We start from the raw sequence: 15,080 nt of genomic DNA, 5'->3' as shown, positions 1-15,080 counted from the left end.
TGGCCCGAGATATGACGGTGGCGGCTTTTCGCCCCGACGACGAACGCCTCGCCGACGCCGTCGAACTGATCGAATCGCTCGGCGCGACGCCGGTGCCCGACCCGATGCTCGCCGTCGAGCCGACCGGCGACACTCCCCGTTCGGACGCCGATTTCGTCGTCCTGACGAGTAAGACCGGCGTCGAACTGGCGTCCGGCGAACGGGGCGGCGAGGGCGCAGCACCCGCCGAGCGCTGGGACCCCGGCGACGCGACGGTCTGTGCCATCGGCGAGCCGACCGCGGACATCCTGCGCGAGACCGGCTACGAGGTCGATCTCGTCCCCGAGGAGTTCTCCTCGTCGGGGCTGGTCGACGCGCTCGCAGAGGATGTCGACGGCGCTCGCGTCGAGGTCGCCCGGAGCGACCACGGCAGCGAAGTGCTGACCGACGGGCTGGAGGACGCCGGTGCATACGTCCACGAGACCATCCTCTACCGACTCGTTCGCCCCGACGGCGCGGGCGAATCGGCCGAACTGGCCGCTGAGGGCGACCTCGACGCCGCGCTGTTTACCTCCTCGCTGACCGTCGAGCACTTCCTCGACGCCGCCGCCGACCGGGGCGTGCGCGAGGACGCCGTCGCGGGGCTCGCAGCCGCTACCGTCGGCGTCATCGGCGAGCCGACCCGGGAGACGGCCGAGTCGCTGGGGATCGACGTGGATGTCGTTCCCGAGCGCGCCGATTTCGAGGAACTGGCCTGCGCGACGATCGAGGACGGCGCGCCGACGTACACCGAGTGACGGCGGACCAACCGCGCGCTGGACCATTCTGACGCACCGATTCCGCAGGTTTATCCGGGATTCCGACGAACGTCGTAGCGACTGATGGACGCGCCGATCCCGGACCTCGCCGAGCGTGCCGACGCCTGCGCCGAGCACTTGCGATCCGCCGACCGCGTCGTGCTGGCCTCCCACATCGACGCCGACGGCCTGACGAGCGCGGCGATCGCGGCCACGGCGTTAGAGCGCGCCGAGATCCCCTTCCGGACGGTGTTCAGCAAGCAACTCGACGCCGAGGAGATCGCCGGCATCGCCGAACTGGAACCGGATACGGTGCTGTTTACGGACTTCGGGAGCGGACAGCTCGACATCATCGCCGAGCACGAGGCCGCGGGCGATTTCACGCCGGTGATCGCGGACCACCACCAGCCCGCCGGCGCTGCATCCGACGACGCCGCGGCGCCCGACACCGAGTTCCACCTCAACCCGCTGCTCTTTGGCATCAATGGCGCCTCCGAACTCTCCGGTGCCGGCGCGAGCTACGTCCTCGCGCGGGCGCTCGAACCCGAGGGCGTCGACAACCGCGATCTGGCCGCGCTGGCGGTCGTCGGCGCCGTCGGCGATATGCAGGCAAGCGGCGGCGAACTACAGGGCGCCAACGAGCGCATCGTCGAGGAAGGCGTCGACGCGGACGTACTTGAGACGGCGACCGACCTCGCGCTGTACGGCAAGCAGACCCGCCCGCTCCCGAAACTACTGGAGTACTCCAGCGACGTGAATATCCCCGGCATCTCGAACGACCAGAGCGGCGCGCTCTCGTTTCTCGACGGGCTCGATCTCGACCTGAAATCGGGGGGCGAGTGGCGCCGCTGGGTCGATCTCGACGACGACGAGCGCCAGACCGTCGCCAGCGCGCTCGTCCAGCGTGCAGTCTCTCGCGGCGTCCCCGCCGACAAGATCGACGGACTAGTCGCCACGACGTACGCGCTGGCCGACGAGTCGGTCGGCACCGAACTGCGCGACGCCAGCGAGTTTTCCACCCTGTTGAACGCCACCGCGCGCTACGAGCGGGCCGACGTGGGGCTGGCGGTCTGTCTGGGCGACCGCGGCCCGGCGCTGGACCGCGCCCGCCAACTCCTTCGTGACCACCGGCGCAACCTCTCGGAGGGGATCGAGTGGGTCACCGAGGAGGGCGTCACACGCGAGGACAACCTCCAGTGGTTCCACGCCGAAGACCGGATCCGCGAGACGATCGTCGGCATCGTCGCGGGGATGGCCGTCGGCGCCGACGGCATCGATCGCGGCCGGCCGATCGTCGCCTTCGCCAACAAATCCGAGGAGGAAGTGAAAGTCTCGGCTCGGGGAACCCACTCGCTTGTTCGGCAGGGGCTCGATCTTTCGGACGTGATGGGCCGAGCCTCGCGGGCGGTCGGCGGCGACGGCGGCGGCCACGACGTTGCCGCGGGTGCGACCGTTCCTGCGGGCACCGAAGCCGAGTTCGTCGAGCACGCAGACGAGATCGTCGGCGATCAACTATCCTGACCCCGGACGTTCACGTTTTGAGACCGGTCAGTAGAGACACTTATTGTGAATAAACACTAGGTTTCGGTCGAATCGAATGTCTCCGATCGCGTCGTCGATACCGTGGCTGGCACTCGCCGCCTTCGCGTCAGGCGCTGGAGCGCTGTTTTTGCTCCGGTACCTGCTCGGCTACCGGGACCGGCCGGGCGTCGACTGGTTCCTGCTCACCATCGGGTCGATGGCGCTGTTTTGTCTGTCCTACGGCGCCGGGTTGCTCGTCTTCGATCCCGGCGTCCGGGAGGCGCTGGAGGTGCTCGCTTGGATCGGTCTCGCGTGGACCGGCGTCCCGTTTCTGGCGTTCGCGCTCGCGTACACCGGTCGCAGCGCGATCGTCCGGACGCTGCCGTTTCGCGCGCTCTTCGCCGCCCCCGTGGCGCTGACGCTGGCTGCGTTGGCGACGCCGGCGACCGGGCTGCTCTGGACCGACTTCCGCGTCGTTCCGATCCTCGGACAGGCCGGCGCCCAGTACGCGCTTCAACCGTGGGCCATCGCGGTGTTCGTCGGCGGCGTGCTGGCGGCCGGCGTCGCCACGCTGTTGCTGTTCGACACGGTTCTCAGCTACGGCCCGCTGTACCGGCGCGAGGCCGCCGCGGTCGCGCTCAGTGCCGTCCCGCCCGGTCTCGGCGGCGTCGTCTGGCTCTTCGAACTCGGACCGGCTCCGCAGTTCAACGCGATGGCGGTCATGTTTCTGCCCCACGTCGCGCTGGATGCGTACGCCTTCGTCGGGAACAACATGTTCCACTCGCATCCGGCGACCCGTCGGGCGGCCGAGCAGACGGTTCTGGACGACATCGAGAACCCGATCGTCGTTCTCGACGAAAACGGGTTGGTTGTCCGACTCAACGACGCCGCCGAGCAACTGCTCGACACGACTGACACCGCGGCGCTTGGCACGTCTGTCTCCGAGGTCGTCGATCCGTCGCTGACCGTCGACGGGAGCGACCAGCACGTCACGATCCGCTCGGAAGGTCGCCACTGTGAGTACGCCATCTCAACGTCGATTCTCCGGGACTCGTCGGGCAATCAGGTCGGATACACGCTCGTCTTTCAGGACATCACCGTCGAGCGCCAGCGCGAACAGCGACTACAGGTGCTCAACAGGACGCTCCGGCACAACCTGCGAAACGATCTGAACGTCGTCCACGGCTACCTCGAGATGGCGTCCGAGCGCATCGACGACGACGGCGTCGCGTCAACGCTGCACGTCGCCGAGGAGATGACGATCGAGCTCATGGAACTTGGCACCCGTGCGCGCCAGTTCGAGCAGGCCGTCTCCGACGAGCGCGATGGGTCCCAGGATCCCGTTTCGCTCGACGATGTCCTCGACGATGTCACGACCGATGCGCGCCTCGACGAGCGTCCCGCCGGGATCGAGATTGACGTGCCCTCCTCGCTGGTGCTGGACGCCGACGAGCGGTTGCTCCGCGTCGTGCTGGTCAATCTTTTCGAGAGCTGTCTGGAGTATGCCGACGATCCTCCCGAGTTCGAGATCCAATCGCGCGGCCGGCTCTCGTCGGAGTTCTCCCGCCTCGAAGTCCGGATGATCGGGGCATCGGTTCCCGACTACGAGATCGACGTGGTGGAGGACGGCGAGGAGACGGCACTCGACCACGGGAGCGGGCTGGGGCTGTGGTTCGTCAAGTGGGGCGTCTCGACGCTCGGCGGCGACATCGAGTTCGAGACGCGCGACGCCGAGACCGCTGTCCGACTCCAGCTACCGGTCGCTGAGACCCCCGCGACTGGAGACGCCGCGACCGAAGAGAGCACAGCCGACTGACGTGCCAGCCCGACGCTGCGCAGCGGCCGTTCCTCACCGTTTCAGTCCCGGCGGTGCCACCGGACGGATGCCGCGGTCGTCGAGGAACCGTTCGAGAAACGCGGCCCGATCGCCGATCTCGTCGGGCCTGTGAGCGTCGGTTCCGACGGTGACGGCGACCCCAAACTCGCGCAGGATGTCCAGAAATGGTTCGCTCGGATGGATGATCCCGTCGTCGCGTAGCGCTCGCCCGGCGTTGATCTCGGGAACGGTTCGAGAGTCCGCGAGCGCCGCTGCGACGCGGCGATAATGGTCCTCGGTCGCGCGCCCGCGAAGCGGTGGCGTCCGTTCGGTGAGATCGAGGTGGGCCGCCACGTCGAACAGCTCAGACTCGACGAGCGCGACGAGATTCTCGAAGTACCGGTCGACGACGCGGTCTCGTTCGACCCCGTCCAGATCGGCGAACGCCGACGCCGACTGGATCGACCGGCCGTCGACCGCGTGGACGCTGCCGAGCGAGTACTCGAACTCGGCGTCGGCCAGAAACTCGCCGATCCGGTCCTCGTCACGTGGTTCGTAGTTCATCTCGACGGCATCGTACATCTCGATGTCTGCCCGATCGCGGGCCTGTTCGATGGCCCGCCGCCGGCGCTCGTAGGTTCGATCGAGCGTGAACCCGTACCGAGCGCGCTCGTCGCGGGCCGCCTCGCGCTCCGTGACGACGCAGTGGTCGGCCAGCCCGATCCCTTCGAGGCCTGCCGCCGCGGCGGCGTCGACCATCGCCGGGAGAAAGGCGCCGTCGGAGTAGCTCGTGTGGAGGTGGAAGTCGCGCACAGGCGGAGTTTCGCGGGACGGAACTAAACGCTAGGCACCATTCTGTGATCGCGCCCTCGTTCGGCCGCGGGTTTATGAGCGATGGGACGACCAGCACCGCCGTGATCTAACCACCCGCTGCGATGCTGGTCGAGGAGGCTGTGTGGCACCCACATCGCAAACCGACGCTGCCGCCTGTTCGCTACCGAGCCGGTTCCAGAGCTATTGCTCCAGCGGCGTCGCCCGTAGGCGTAGCTCTCAAACCCACTGACTCCCTAGCCCGGCGCGATGGACGCCGACGCCGTGCGCGAGCGCGCTGCCGACCTGCCGACAGAGCCGGGCGTCTACCAGTTTCTCGACGGCGAACAGGTGTTGTACGTCGGGAAAGCCGTCGACTTGCGCTCCCGGGTACGGTCCTACGCCGACCCGCGGAGCCGCCGGATCGCCCGGATGGTCGACCGCGCCGCGGAGATCGACGTTGCGGTGACCGACACCGAGACCCAGGCGCTGTTGCTGGAGGCGAATATGATCAAGCGCCACCAGCCGCGGTACAACGTCCGCCTGAAGGACGACAAGTCCTACCCCCTCGTTCAGCTCACCGACCACGCCGTCCCGCGAATCGAGATCACGCGCGACCCCGACGAGGCCGCAACGGTGTACGGGCCCTATACGAATCGCGGTGAAGTCGAGACCGTCGTCAAGGCCTTGCGGGAGACCTACGGCCTGCGGGGCTGTTCGGATCACAAGTATTCGGGGCGCGACCGACCCTGTCTGGACTACGAGGTCGGGCTCTGTACGGCGCCGTGTACGGGTGAAATTTCCGAGGAAGCGTACGCCGACGATGTCGAATCCGTTCGGCGATTCTTCGAGGGCGAGACTGGCGTGCTGGCGACGCCGCTTCGACAGGCGATGGAGCAGGCGTCGCAGGACAAAGAGTTCGAGCGCGCCGCGAACCTGCGAGACAGGTTAGAGACCGTCGAGCAGTTCCACGGCGAGGGGGGCGCCGCGGTCAGTGCTGAGGACGACCGCGGCGAGCGAGCGGTCGACGTGCTCGGCGTCGCGGTCGAGGGGGAGGACGCCACCGTCGCCCGGCTCCACAGCGAGCGCGGCCAACTCGTCGATCGGGAGCGCCACACCGTCGCGGCGCCCGAGAGCGGCCCGGACCAGATCCCGCGGGTGCTCGCCGCCTTCGTCCCGCAGTACTACGCCGAGCGAACGCTGCCCGACGCCTTGCTGCTGCCCGAACATCCCGACGACCCCGAACTGGCGGCGTGGCTCGACGCCGAGGGCGTCGCGGTCCGGGTGCCGGGTGCCGGCCGCGAGTCGAAACTGGTCGACCTCGCGCTGAAAAACGCCCGACGCTCCGGCGGCCGCCGCGACGAGACCGGCGCACTGAAGAGTGCCCTCGGCATCGACGCCGCCGACCGGATCGAGGGGTTCGACGTGAGCCACGCCCAAGGGAAAGCGGTCGTCGGCAGCGACGTGACGTTCGTCGACGGCTCCCGCGAGAGCGACGACTACCGACGGAAGAAGCTCGACGAGCGAAACGACGACTACGCCAACATGCAGGCGCTCGTCGAGTGGCGCGCCCGCCGCGCCGTCGAGGGCCGGGACGACCGTCCCGATCCCGACCTCCTGCTGATCGACGGCGGCGAGGGCCAACTTTCGGCGGCCCACGACGCGCTCGACGAGGCGGGCTGGGACGTACCCGCCGTCGCGCTCGCCAAGGACGAGGAGCTGGTGATCACGTCCGACCGGACCTACGACTGGCCGGACGACGCGCCGCAGTTGCACCTGCTCCAGCGCGTCCGCGATGAAGCCCATCGGTTCGCGGTGCAGTATCACCAGACGCTCCGGGACGACGTTTCGACGGCGCTCGACGACGTGCCGGGGATCGGCCCCGAGACCAGAACGCGACTGCTCCGGCGCTTTGGCAGCGTCGACGGCGTCCGGTCGGCGTCGGTCGACGAGCTACGGAGCGTCGACGGCGTTGGCGAGCAGACGGCGGCGACGATCGACGAACGGCTGTGACGATTGCTCCCGGGATCGGCCCCGCTCTGTGACCCTGCTGCAGTGCTCGCCGCACTGATCGGTAGTGCGAACCGTTAACAACACTCGATCCTTACCTCACGTATGGCACGATCGGGGGGTCGCGCTGTGGAGCGCGTCAACAGGAAGTGGGGACTCAGACCGCGAACCGTGCTCGTGGGGTTTCTCGCGCTGGCTGCCGCGGTGTGGGTAGTGACGACGTTCTTGACCGTCTCGCCAGCGACGGTCGTCGGGACGTTGTTGCTCGTGCTCGCCGTCGTCACCGTCACCAGCGCCGTCGAGATCGTCGGTGCCTACGAGAAACGCGCGCTGACGGTGTTCGGCGAGTACCGCGAACTGCTCGAACCCGGGATCAACTTCGTCCCACCGTTCGTCTCGAAGACCTTCACCTACGACATGCGAACGCAGACGATCGACGTGCCGATGCAGGAGGCGATCACGCGGGACAACTCGCCCGTGAAGGCCGACGCCGTCGTCTACATCCGCGTCATGGACGCTCGCAAGGCGTACCTGCAGGTCGACAACTACAAACGGGCGACCTCGAACCTCGCCCAGACGACGCTCCGGGCCGTGCTGGGCGATATGGAACTCGACGAGACGCTCAAGGAGCGCTCGACGATCAACCGTCGGATCAACCGATCGATCGACGAGGCGACCGACGAGTGGGGGATCCGCGTCGAGGCCGTCGAGGTGCGTGCGGTCACGCCCAGTCGCGGCGTCCAGAGCGCGATGGAACAACAGACCAGCGCCGAGCGTCGGCGCCGCGCCATGATCCTCGAAGCCCAAGGCGAGCGTCGCTCCGCGGTCGAACAGGCAGAGGGTGACAAGCAGTCCAACATCATCCGCGCGCAGGGCGAAAAGCAAAGTCAGATTCTCGAAGCACAGGGTGACGCCATCTCGACGGTGCTTCGGGCGCGCTCGGCCGAATCGATGGGCGAGCGCGCCGTCCTCGATCGCGGGCTGGAGGCGTTGGCGGTGATCGGCGCCAGCGAGTCGGCGACGTTCCTGTTGCCACAGGAGTTGACCTCGCTGGTCGGCCGCTACGGTGCGCAGCTCTCGGGAAGCGACGTGGCAGACGAACGGGCGACGCTCGACAGTTTCTCGCTCGACGCCGAAACTCGAGACCTGCTGGGGCTCGACGACGTGCAGGAAATCCTCGGCGAGGTCGAGGATGTTGGTACCGCCAGCGAAGCGGAGACGGATATCGCCGGCGCTGGCCCTACACGTGCGGAAGCGTCGGACGGCGGCGACGCCGAAAGAGAAGCTCTTTCGAGCGCTGACTCGCAGGATCGTCAGGACGACGAGGCGACGGAACTGGCCGAGGACCGGGAGCGTTGACCGGGTCGCCGCGTCGTCACGCCGGACGCCGACGTTCGGGCTAGCGCTCGCTCAAAAGTCCGCCAGCGCGGCTTCGATCTCGTCGTAGTCGGGGAACTCGGGCCACTCCTCGCTGACCCATGCGTACTCGATGGTTCGGTCCTCGTCGAGCAGGAACACCGAGGGCCGGGGCTCGTTGATCCCGGTCATGCCATCGAGATCGTGGGCGATGCCGTATTCGACGGCGACGGTGTTTTTCGGATCGGAGAACAGTTCGTAGTCGATCTCTCGATCTTCGATCAGGCGCTTGTGCGAGTAGGGGTCCGAGATCGAGACGCCGACGATCCGCACGTCGTACTCGTCTTCCCAAGCGCGCTCGCGTAGCTCGTTCCAGACGTACGTCGCTGGGAACGCGCCGTCCATCGTCGTGAACACGAGCAGGACGGGGCCGTCGTCCGTGAGTTCCGAGAGCGACCGGTCCTCCCAGTACTCGTCGTTGACCAGCGGCCGGGTGAAATCCGGTGCGACCTCACCTACTTCGAGGTGGGCCGTCTCCTCGAACTCGACGACATCGAACTCCATCTACGCGTCACCCCCTGCGCTCGGGTCGCCGGTCGCACCTGTCGCGCCGGCGGCATCGGGCCGCTCGCCGCGGTCGCCGCCGTAGGTCTGTTCGAGGTATTCGACGATGTTGGCGCTCTCGGACATGGTCACGCCCGTGGCGTCGTCGACGATGGCGGGCACCGACCGCTTCCCGCTGACGCGCTTGACGACGTTTCGCTTCGAGTGCATCGGCTCGACGAACCGCGAGCGGTACTCGAGGTTCAGTTCGTCGAGCGTGCGGGCGACCCGCTCGCAGAACGGGCAGGCCTGTAGTCGGTAGAACGTGATCGGCGTGGCGGTGTCGCTCATACTACCGCTTCGGCGGGCAGAGCAGAAAACGTTGGGTCAGCGGTCGGGGTTGCCGGCTGAGCGGCGGCGCGCGAGGCCACTGGGTGCCCCGAACTCGCGGGCCGTTCCGCCGACGCGCCGGGTCTACCTGCGCAGATCGAACGCCACCGCAACGGCCGGTTCCCAGAACAGAAACCGGTAGCGTCCGGCGGGCAGTCCCGGACAGACGGCGAAGTCCTTCCCGTAGGGTCCGTCGAGAATGCCTTGGGGCGTTATCTCGATCGTCCACTCGAACCCCTCGCCGGGTTCGTGCACGACCGCCTCGTCCGTGTACGCGATCGAGCCGCCGTCGGGCGCGCCGCGCACGTCCTGCCATCCGGCCTCCGTCCGGACCTGGAGATTGTACTTGCGCCAGATGCCCGTGTACTGCTCTCGGTCGGTGGCGTTCGTCATCGTGACGGTCACCGACTCGCCGCGGCGGACGCTCGTCCGGTCGACGCGCATCTCGAATCTCGGGGCGCCGTCTTCGCCGGTCGCGGTTCCCCACTCGACGCGCTTCTCGGGGACGTACTGGCCGTGGCGCTCGAACGACTCGTCCTCGCAGGTCAGCGGGGCGGGAATCGTCGCCGGTTCGCCGTCTGGGCGGACGTGACCGGGGACGGTCGTCGCGCCGTTCAACGGCGTACCGGACGCCGACGCCGAGACGGTGCTCGTTTGCCCCCAGCCATCCGTGACGGTCACCTTCGCGGTGTCGGGAACGGGCCCGTCGACGGTCACGCGCACCAGCGCGGCGGGGAACGTCAGCGCCTGTCCCGCGCCGACTCCGCCGTCTCCGGCGTCGTCCTCGCAGGTATCGACCGCTGCGGTGTCGGCGCGGATCAGCGCTTCGTCATCGCTCGTCGACGCGCTCTCGTTCCCGCTCGTCTCGTCGTCGAGCGTCAGGACCAGCGGCCCGCGAACCTGCACTTCGGATACGTCGACCGACCGATAACAGGTGTTCGGGCCGACGGTCTCGACGAGCAGGAGCACCGATGTCTCGAAGTCGGTGCTCGCGACCAGCGACGTCGCGCCGTCGTGGCGGTCGCCCGTTCTGGCTGCGAGGTCGATCGCCTCGCGGACGCGCTTCTCGGAGTCCAGCACGGTCACGGCGGCGGTCGTCGACTCGCTCTCGACGTACCAGTCCGGCGCCGACAGCGTCGGTTCCAAGTGGACGGTCGTCGCGTCGACCAGTTCGGGGCTCTCCTCGGCCTCGTTCGGCTCTTCGGGCGGATCCTCCTCGATGCTCATCGGATCGTCGGGTTCGTCGTCGTTCTCGGCGTCGCCGAGACAGCCGGCGAGAGCGGCTCCGGCGCCGAGACCGCACAAGCGGAGGGCGTCACGTCGCGTTCGTCGGGGCATCGTCTCGTCCGGAGTTACCCACCGTGACGGTATCAAGCCCGCGGAGGCTCAAACGCCGACTGTAGTCTCCGCGGGCTGGCGACGTCGCCACGGCCGACTCCTCCCCGCCGATCGACGGCCCGGAAACTACGAGGTCGGCCTGCGTCGTCGCGGGACGACCGCACAAGAGTTAATTCACCCGACCGGTAAGTACCCGTGTCGATGGGTATACCTGTCTCGTGGGCCGTCCCGTTCTCGCCACTGGCCGCCCAAGTGCCGTTGCTCGGCATCGAACTGGCGGACTCAGCAGTCGCTGTGCTCGGCATTGCGAGTATCGTCCTGTTGATCGGGCTTTCGGCGTTTTTCTCCTCCTCGGAGATCGCCATGTTCTCGCTGCCCGATTACCGGACCGAGGCGCTCGCGGAGAATGGCGAACCCGGTGCGCTGACGCTCCAGAATCTGAAGGAGGATCCCCACCGCCTGCTGGTGACGATCCTCGTCGGGAACAACCTCGTCAACATCGCGATGTCGTCGATCGCGACCGTGCTCGTCGGGATGTACGTCACGAACGCTGGCGTCGCCGTGTTGCTCTCGACGTTCGGCATCACCGCGCTCGTCTTGCTGTTCGGCGAGAGCGCGCCGAAGTCCTACGCGGTCGAGCACACCGAGTCGTGGGCGCTGACGATCGCGCGTCCCCTGAAGTTCTCGGAGTACCTGCTCAAGCCGCTGGTGATCACGTTCGACTTCCTCACCCGGCAGGTCAATCGGCTGACCGGCGGCGGCAGCGCGATCGAGTCCGGCTACGTCACGCGCTCGGAGATCCAAGACATGATCGAGACCGGCGAGCGCGAGGGCGTCATCGAAGAGGACGAACGCGAGATGCTCCAGCGCATCTTCCGGTTCAACAAGTCCATCGCCAAGGAGGTGATGACGCCGCGACTCGATATGACCGCGGTGCCGGCCGACGCGTCCATCGAGGAGGCGCTCCAGACCTGCGTCCAGAGCGGGCACGCCCGCGTCCCGGTCTACGAGGGAAGTCTCGACAACGTCATCGGCATCGTCCACATCCGCGACCTCGTGCGGGACACCAACTACGGCGAGGCCGATTCGCGCGCGCTCGAACTGGAGGATCTCATCAATCCCACGCTGCACGTCCCCGAGTCCAAGAACGTCGACGAACTGCTCACCGAGATGCGCGAAGAGCGCATGCACATGGTGATCGTCATCGACGAGTTCGGTACCACCGAGGGGCTGATCACCATGGAAGACATGGTCGAGGAGATCGTCGGCGAGATCTTAGAGGGCGGCGAGGACGAGCCGATCGAGTACGTCGAGGGCGGTGCGGTCGTTCAAGGCGAGGTCAACATCCACGAGGTCAACGAGGCCTTGGAGATCGACCTCCCCGAAGGCGAGGAGTTCGAGACCGTCGCCGGCTTCATCTTCAACCGGGCCGGACGCCTCGTCGAGGCCGGCGAGGAGATCACCTACGACGGCATCCGTATCACCGTCGAGGAGGTCGAAAACACCCGGATCAAGCAGGCCCGTCTCGAACAACTGCCCGAACCGGATGACACGGCTGACGAGGACGACGTGGACGCCGCCGAACCGGAAAGCGAGGCGTCGGTCGACAACTAACTCGTCGCGTGGCTGCCGCTCTGCCGGCAGTTACCTCGAAGACTACCGCCGACCTCGACTGTTCCCGACCAAATGATCATTCAGACCTGATCATGGTAAACTATCAGGCGCAAAAAGAGTTAATGGTGCTGCACTGCTTGTCTTACACAGGTGAAATTCAGATGAGTATACAAAAACGACGGTACAGATGCAGCGAGTGCGAGACGACGGTGCATCCGGTCTCGTACCGCGCGACCTGTCCCGACTGCGGCGGCCAGCTACGCGACGGCGTCGCCACGCGGCGGCTCTCGTAACGACGCCGACGGTCCTCTTTCGTTTTTTAGAACACGAGCGACACTGCGGTGTATCCCGCGTACCCGACGACGATCGCCCCGACGAGCGACCCGATCCACGCCAGCACCGTGTAGCCCATCTTCCTCGCGCTGACGCCGCCTCCGCCGCCTGCGGCGTAGCCGCTGCCGATAATCGAACTAACGATAATCTCGTTGAACGAGACGGGAATGCCGAAGAAAACGGCGGTCTGGGCGATCGCAAACGAAGGGATCAGCGCGGCGATCGACCGGCGCGGCCCCAGCGAGGAGTAGTCCTGCGCGATGGCTTTGATCATCCGCGGCGCGCCGGTCCACGAGCCGACGAGCAGGCCGGCGCCGCCGCCCAGCAGCGCGGCGACTAGCGGGACGCCCCGCGGTTCGAGCAGCGGCAGCATCGGCCCCACGGCGAGCCCGACCTGACTCCCGCCCGCGGAGAACGCGACCAGTCCGCCCATCACGAGTAAGAACCGGCGCTGTCCCCGGTCGGCGTCGCCGCGCAGGTCGCGGTACAGCGCCAGCGCCGTCAGCACGCCGAGCAGGACCGTCACCAGCGCCCGCCCGACCAGCGGCGCCACCGGCAGCGCGGCTGCGAGCGTCTCGGAAATGGCGGCGGCCTCGCCCGGCGGGCCGAGCACGACGAACTCGACGTTTGCGAGGATCACGCCGACCACGCCGGCGAGCACCGGCACGGTCGCTTGCTCGTCCCACGACTCGTTGCGTAGCGTCCGGGCGGTCGCGTAGGCGATGCCGCCGCCGATAAAGGGCGTCAGCACCCACAGCGTCCCGATCTCGCGGTACTTCGCCCACGCCGGGTCGCCGCCCATCGCTAGCCCGACGCCGACGACGGCGCCGGTGACGGTGAAGGCTGTGGCGATCGGATAGCCGGCGAACACGCCGAGCGCGACCAGCGTCGCCGCGATGAGCAGCGCTAACGTCGCCGCCGTCGGGGACAGGGAGACGCCGCCGATCAGCTCACGACCGACGGCTTCGGAAACGTTCGCGCCCTGCAACACGGCGCCGAGAAATCCGAGCAGGCCGACGAAAAAGCCCGCCCGCATCACCGAAATTGCGTTTGCACCCACTGCGGGGGCAAACGGCGTCGAGCCGCTGGAGCCGGCGCCGATCGCCCACGCCATAAACAGGCTCGCCAGTCCCGCGATCACGAGCGTCGCCAGCGTCGCGGCATCGACCATCTATCGCCTTATTACCCGGGGCGCCTACAAGTGCCTACCGACCGAGTCACGGTTTCCGGACGCCTATTGGTCCCACGAGGATCGGATTTCCGCGGCGGCCTGATCGAACCGAGCGTCGATGCTGGCGCCGTCGAGCAGCACCGCAGTCATCGCGTCCTCGGTGGGCATCCAGACGCTGCTCATCTTGGGATGGGCCGGCATGGCGATCCCGGCGTCGTAACTGCGCTTGAACCCGGCGGCTCGTTCGCCGAGAGCGTCGGCGTCGATCGAATCGAGCACGGGGGCGGCATCGTGGGCTTCCGCGCGCGCCAGCTGGTGATCTTCGTTCGTGGCGATCCACTCGGCGTAGTCGAGCGCGGCCTTGCGGCGCTTGGCGTCGTCGCCCATGCGGGTCGAAAAGTACCACATCGTGGTGCCCGTGTAGGGGCTCGGCGCGTTGCCGTCGACGGTGGGGAAGGAGGTGACGCCGACGTTGACGCCGTTCTGCTCGAAGGTGTCGATCATCCAAGGACCGTTGACCGCAAACGGTGCGTTGCCGCTCTGGAAGACCTGCTGTTGCGGGCCGGGGTTGATGTCCTGCGGGATGTACGGCCAGATGCGGTCCCGAAGGAACTGCATTCCCAGTTTGGTCTCGTCGAGGTCGAGACCGGTGACGCCCTCGCCGCGGTCGTTAACTTGGAAGTAGTAGCCGCCGAAGGCGTGCATCCAAGCGCTGGCGAAGTAGGCGTCGATCGGGTGTGAAAGACCGTACTTGCCGTTGTTCGGGTTGTAATACTCCTGCATGATCGACTCCATCTCCGCGAACGTCTCGGGCGGGGAGTCGATCATGTCCTTGTTGTACAGCAGCGTCACCGTCTCTCCCCCAACTGGCAGGCCGATCGTCGCGTCGCCGCCGTCGACGGTGATCGCTTGGACGGCGGCCTCGCTGAACTTGTCCGAGGGGGTGATGCTGAGGTCGTCGCTGGCGTCGTACAGGAAGTCACGCTGCCAGTGTCCTCCGACCCAGTCCTGTGCCCAGCGGTACATCTCGGGGCCGTCGCCCGAGTCCACCGCCCTCTCGACGCGGTTCCGGAGGTCCCCGGTTTCCTTGGCGACGATCGTCGAACCGTGCGCGTCGTTGAACTGGTCGCGGCTCTCTTGGAACGTTTCGATCTCGGACTGGCGCATCGAGTGCCAGAGCATCGCCCTGCCGCCGGACGGCTGGTCGGCGTCTCCGTCCGAGGTATTGTCATCCCCGGCCGATTGGTTGTCGCTCTCTGGTTCGGGCTCGCCGTCGTCGCCGTCGTCGCCCGATCCGCCGCCCGGAAGGCTACCCGAACAGCCAGCAAGTAGTGAGAGTCCGCTCGTCGCGCCCAGACGCCGAAGCAGCGCCCGTCGGTTCGTATCCATACATTGTTTGCGC

General features: G+C 67.3%; 12 protein-coding genes. 6 read left to right on the top strand and 6 right to left on the bottom strand.

The window, feature by feature from the left end; translation table 11 throughout:
• The first annotated feature begins 11 nt into the window (after window positions 1-11).
• The 3 genes from CRO01_RS14995 to CRO01_RS14985 all read left to right on the top strand — a co-directional run bounded on the left by CRO01_RS14995 (window position 12) and on the right by CRO01_RS14985 (window position 4,113).
• A complete protein-coding gene (locus CRO01_RS14995) occupies window positions 12-776 on the top strand; it encodes a uroporphyrinogen-III synthase (RefSeq protein WP_097009981.1) in 765 nt (254 codons plus the stop codon).
• 84 nt (window positions 777-860) lie between these two features.
• Entirely contained in the window at window positions 861-2,297 is a 1,437-nt protein-coding gene (locus CRO01_RS14990; RefSeq protein ID WP_097009980.1) for a single-stranded-DNA-specific exonuclease RecJ, read from the top strand.
• Window positions 2,298-2,373: 76 nt separating this feature from the next.
• A complete protein-coding gene (locus CRO01_RS14985) occupies window positions 2,374-4,113 on the top strand; it encodes a histidine kinase N-terminal 7TM domain-containing protein (protein ID WP_097009979.1) in 1,740 nt (579 codons plus the stop codon).
• 33 nt (window positions 4,114-4,146) lie between these two features.
• Here CRO01_RS14985 and CRO01_RS14980 read toward each other — a convergent pair whose 3' ends face one another.
• On the bottom strand, window positions 4,147-4,926 hold the full coding sequence (locus tag CRO01_RS14980) for a PHP domain-containing protein (RefSeq protein ID WP_097009978.1): 780 nt from the start codon (window positions 4,924-4,926) through the stop codon (window positions 4,147-4,149).
• Window positions 4,927-5,193: 267 nt separating this feature from the next.
• Between CRO01_RS14980 and CRO01_RS14975 the strand changes: the two genes are divergently transcribed.
• Window positions 5,194-6,936, top strand: coding sequence for an excinuclease ABC subunit C (locus tag CRO01_RS14975; protein ID WP_097009977.1), 1,743 nt, complete (start codon window positions 5,194-5,196; stop codon window positions 6,934-6,936).
• A gap of 102 nt (window positions 6,937-7,038) precedes the next feature.
• A complete protein-coding gene (locus CRO01_RS14970; protein WP_097009976.1) occupies window positions 7,039-8,292 on the top strand; it encodes an SPFH domain-containing protein in 1,254 nt (417 codons plus the stop codon).
• A gap of 51 nt (window positions 8,293-8,343) precedes the next feature.
• Here CRO01_RS14970 and CRO01_RS14965 read toward each other — a convergent pair whose 3' ends face one another.
• From CRO01_RS14965 to CRO01_RS14955, 3 genes are all read right to left on the bottom strand, one after another.
• Entirely contained in the window at window positions 8,344-8,853 is a 510-nt protein-coding gene (locus CRO01_RS14965) for a peroxiredoxin family protein (protein WP_097009975.1), read from the bottom strand.
• Complete coding sequence (locus CRO01_RS14960) at window positions 8,854-9,183, bottom strand: glutathione S-transferase N-terminal domain-containing protein (RefSeq protein WP_097009974.1); 330 nt, start codon at window positions 9,181-9,183, stop codon at window positions 8,854-8,856. It abuts the gene before it with no gap.
• Between the two features lie 123 nt (window positions 9,184-9,306).
• The gene (locus tag CRO01_RS14955; RefSeq protein ID WP_097009973.1) at window positions 9,307-10,560 is read right to left on the bottom strand and encodes a hypothetical protein; all 1,254 of its coding nucleotides are present in this window, start codon (window positions 10,558-10,560) and stop codon (window positions 9,307-9,309) included.
• 201 nt (window positions 10,561-10,761) lie between these two features.
• On the opposite strand from CRO01_RS14955, the gene CRO01_RS14950 reads away from it, so the two are divergent.
• Window positions 10,762-12,174: a hemolysin family protein gene (locus CRO01_RS14950; protein WP_097009972.1), complete on the top strand. Its 1,413-nt coding sequence runs from the start codon at window positions 10,762-10,764 to the stop codon at window positions 12,172-12,174.
• 319 nt (window positions 12,175-12,493) lie between these two features.
• On the opposite strand, the gene CRO01_RS14940 is transcribed toward CRO01_RS14950, so the two are convergent.
• Both CRO01_RS14940 and CRO01_RS14935 read right to left on the bottom strand, forming a co-directional pair.
• Window positions 12,494-13,678: an inorganic phosphate transporter gene (locus CRO01_RS14940; RefSeq protein WP_097009970.1), complete on the bottom strand. Its 1,185-nt coding sequence runs from the start codon at window positions 13,676-13,678 to the stop codon at window positions 12,494-12,496.
• A 63-nt stretch (window positions 13,679-13,741) separates the two neighbouring features.
• Entirely contained in the window at window positions 13,742-15,067 is a 1,326-nt protein-coding gene (locus CRO01_RS14935; protein ID WP_097009969.1) for an extracellular solute-binding protein, read from the bottom strand.
• Between the last annotated feature and the right edge of the window lie 13 nt (window positions 15,068-15,080).

It is taken from the genome of Natronoarchaeum philippinense (assembly GCF_900215575.1).
Lineage (GTDB): Archaea > Halobacteriota > Halobacteria > Halobacteriales > Natronoarchaeaceae > Natronoarchaeum > Natronoarchaeum philippinense.
This window is presented reverse-complemented; position numbering and strand designations above follow the sequence as displayed.

What these genes read in the sequence shown, in the direction of transcription:
- CRO01_RS14970 (WP_097009976.1), top strand. Translation starts at nt 7,039, where the DNA reads ATGGCACGATCGGGGGGTCGCGCTGTGGAGCGCGTCAACAGGAAGTGG.
- CRO01_RS14940 (WP_097009970.1), bottom strand. Translation starts at nt 13,678, where the DNA reads ATGGTCGATGCCGCGACGCTGGCGACGCTCGTGATCGCGGGACTGGCG.
- CRO01_RS14995 (WP_097009981.1), top strand. Translation starts at nt 12, where the DNA reads ATGACGGTGGCGGCTTTTCGCCCCGACGACGAACGCCTCGCCGACGCC.
- CRO01_RS14965 (WP_097009975.1), bottom strand. Translation starts at nt 8,853, where the DNA reads ATGGAGTTCGATGTCGTCGAGTTCGAGGAGACGGCCCACCTCGAAGTA.
- CRO01_RS14985 (WP_097009979.1), top strand. Translation starts at nt 2,374, where the DNA reads ATGTCTCCGATCGCGTCGTCGATACCGTGGCTGGCACTCGCCGCCTTC.
- CRO01_RS14935 (WP_097009969.1), bottom strand. Translation starts at nt 15,067, where the DNA reads ATGGATACGAACCGACGGGCGCTGCTTCGGCGTCTGGGCGCGACGAGC.
- CRO01_RS14950 (WP_097009972.1), top strand. Translation starts at nt 10,762, where the DNA reads ATGGGTATACCTGTCTCGTGGGCCGTCCCGTTCTCGCCACTGGCCGCC.
- CRO01_RS14975 (WP_097009977.1), top strand. Translation starts at nt 5,194, where the DNA reads ATGGACGCCGACGCCGTGCGCGAGCGCGCTGCCGACCTGCCGACAGAG.
- CRO01_RS14955 (WP_097009973.1), bottom strand. Translation starts at nt 10,560, where the DNA reads ATGCCCCGACGAACGCGACGTGACGCCCTCCGCTTGTGCGGTCTCGGC.
- CRO01_RS14960 (WP_097009974.1), bottom strand. Translation starts at nt 9,183, where the DNA reads ATGAGCGACACCGCCACGCCGATCACGTTCTACCGACTACAGGCCTGC.
- CRO01_RS14990 (WP_097009980.1), top strand. Translation starts at nt 861, where the DNA reads ATGGACGCGCCGATCCCGGACCTCGCCGAGCGTGCCGACGCCTGCGCC.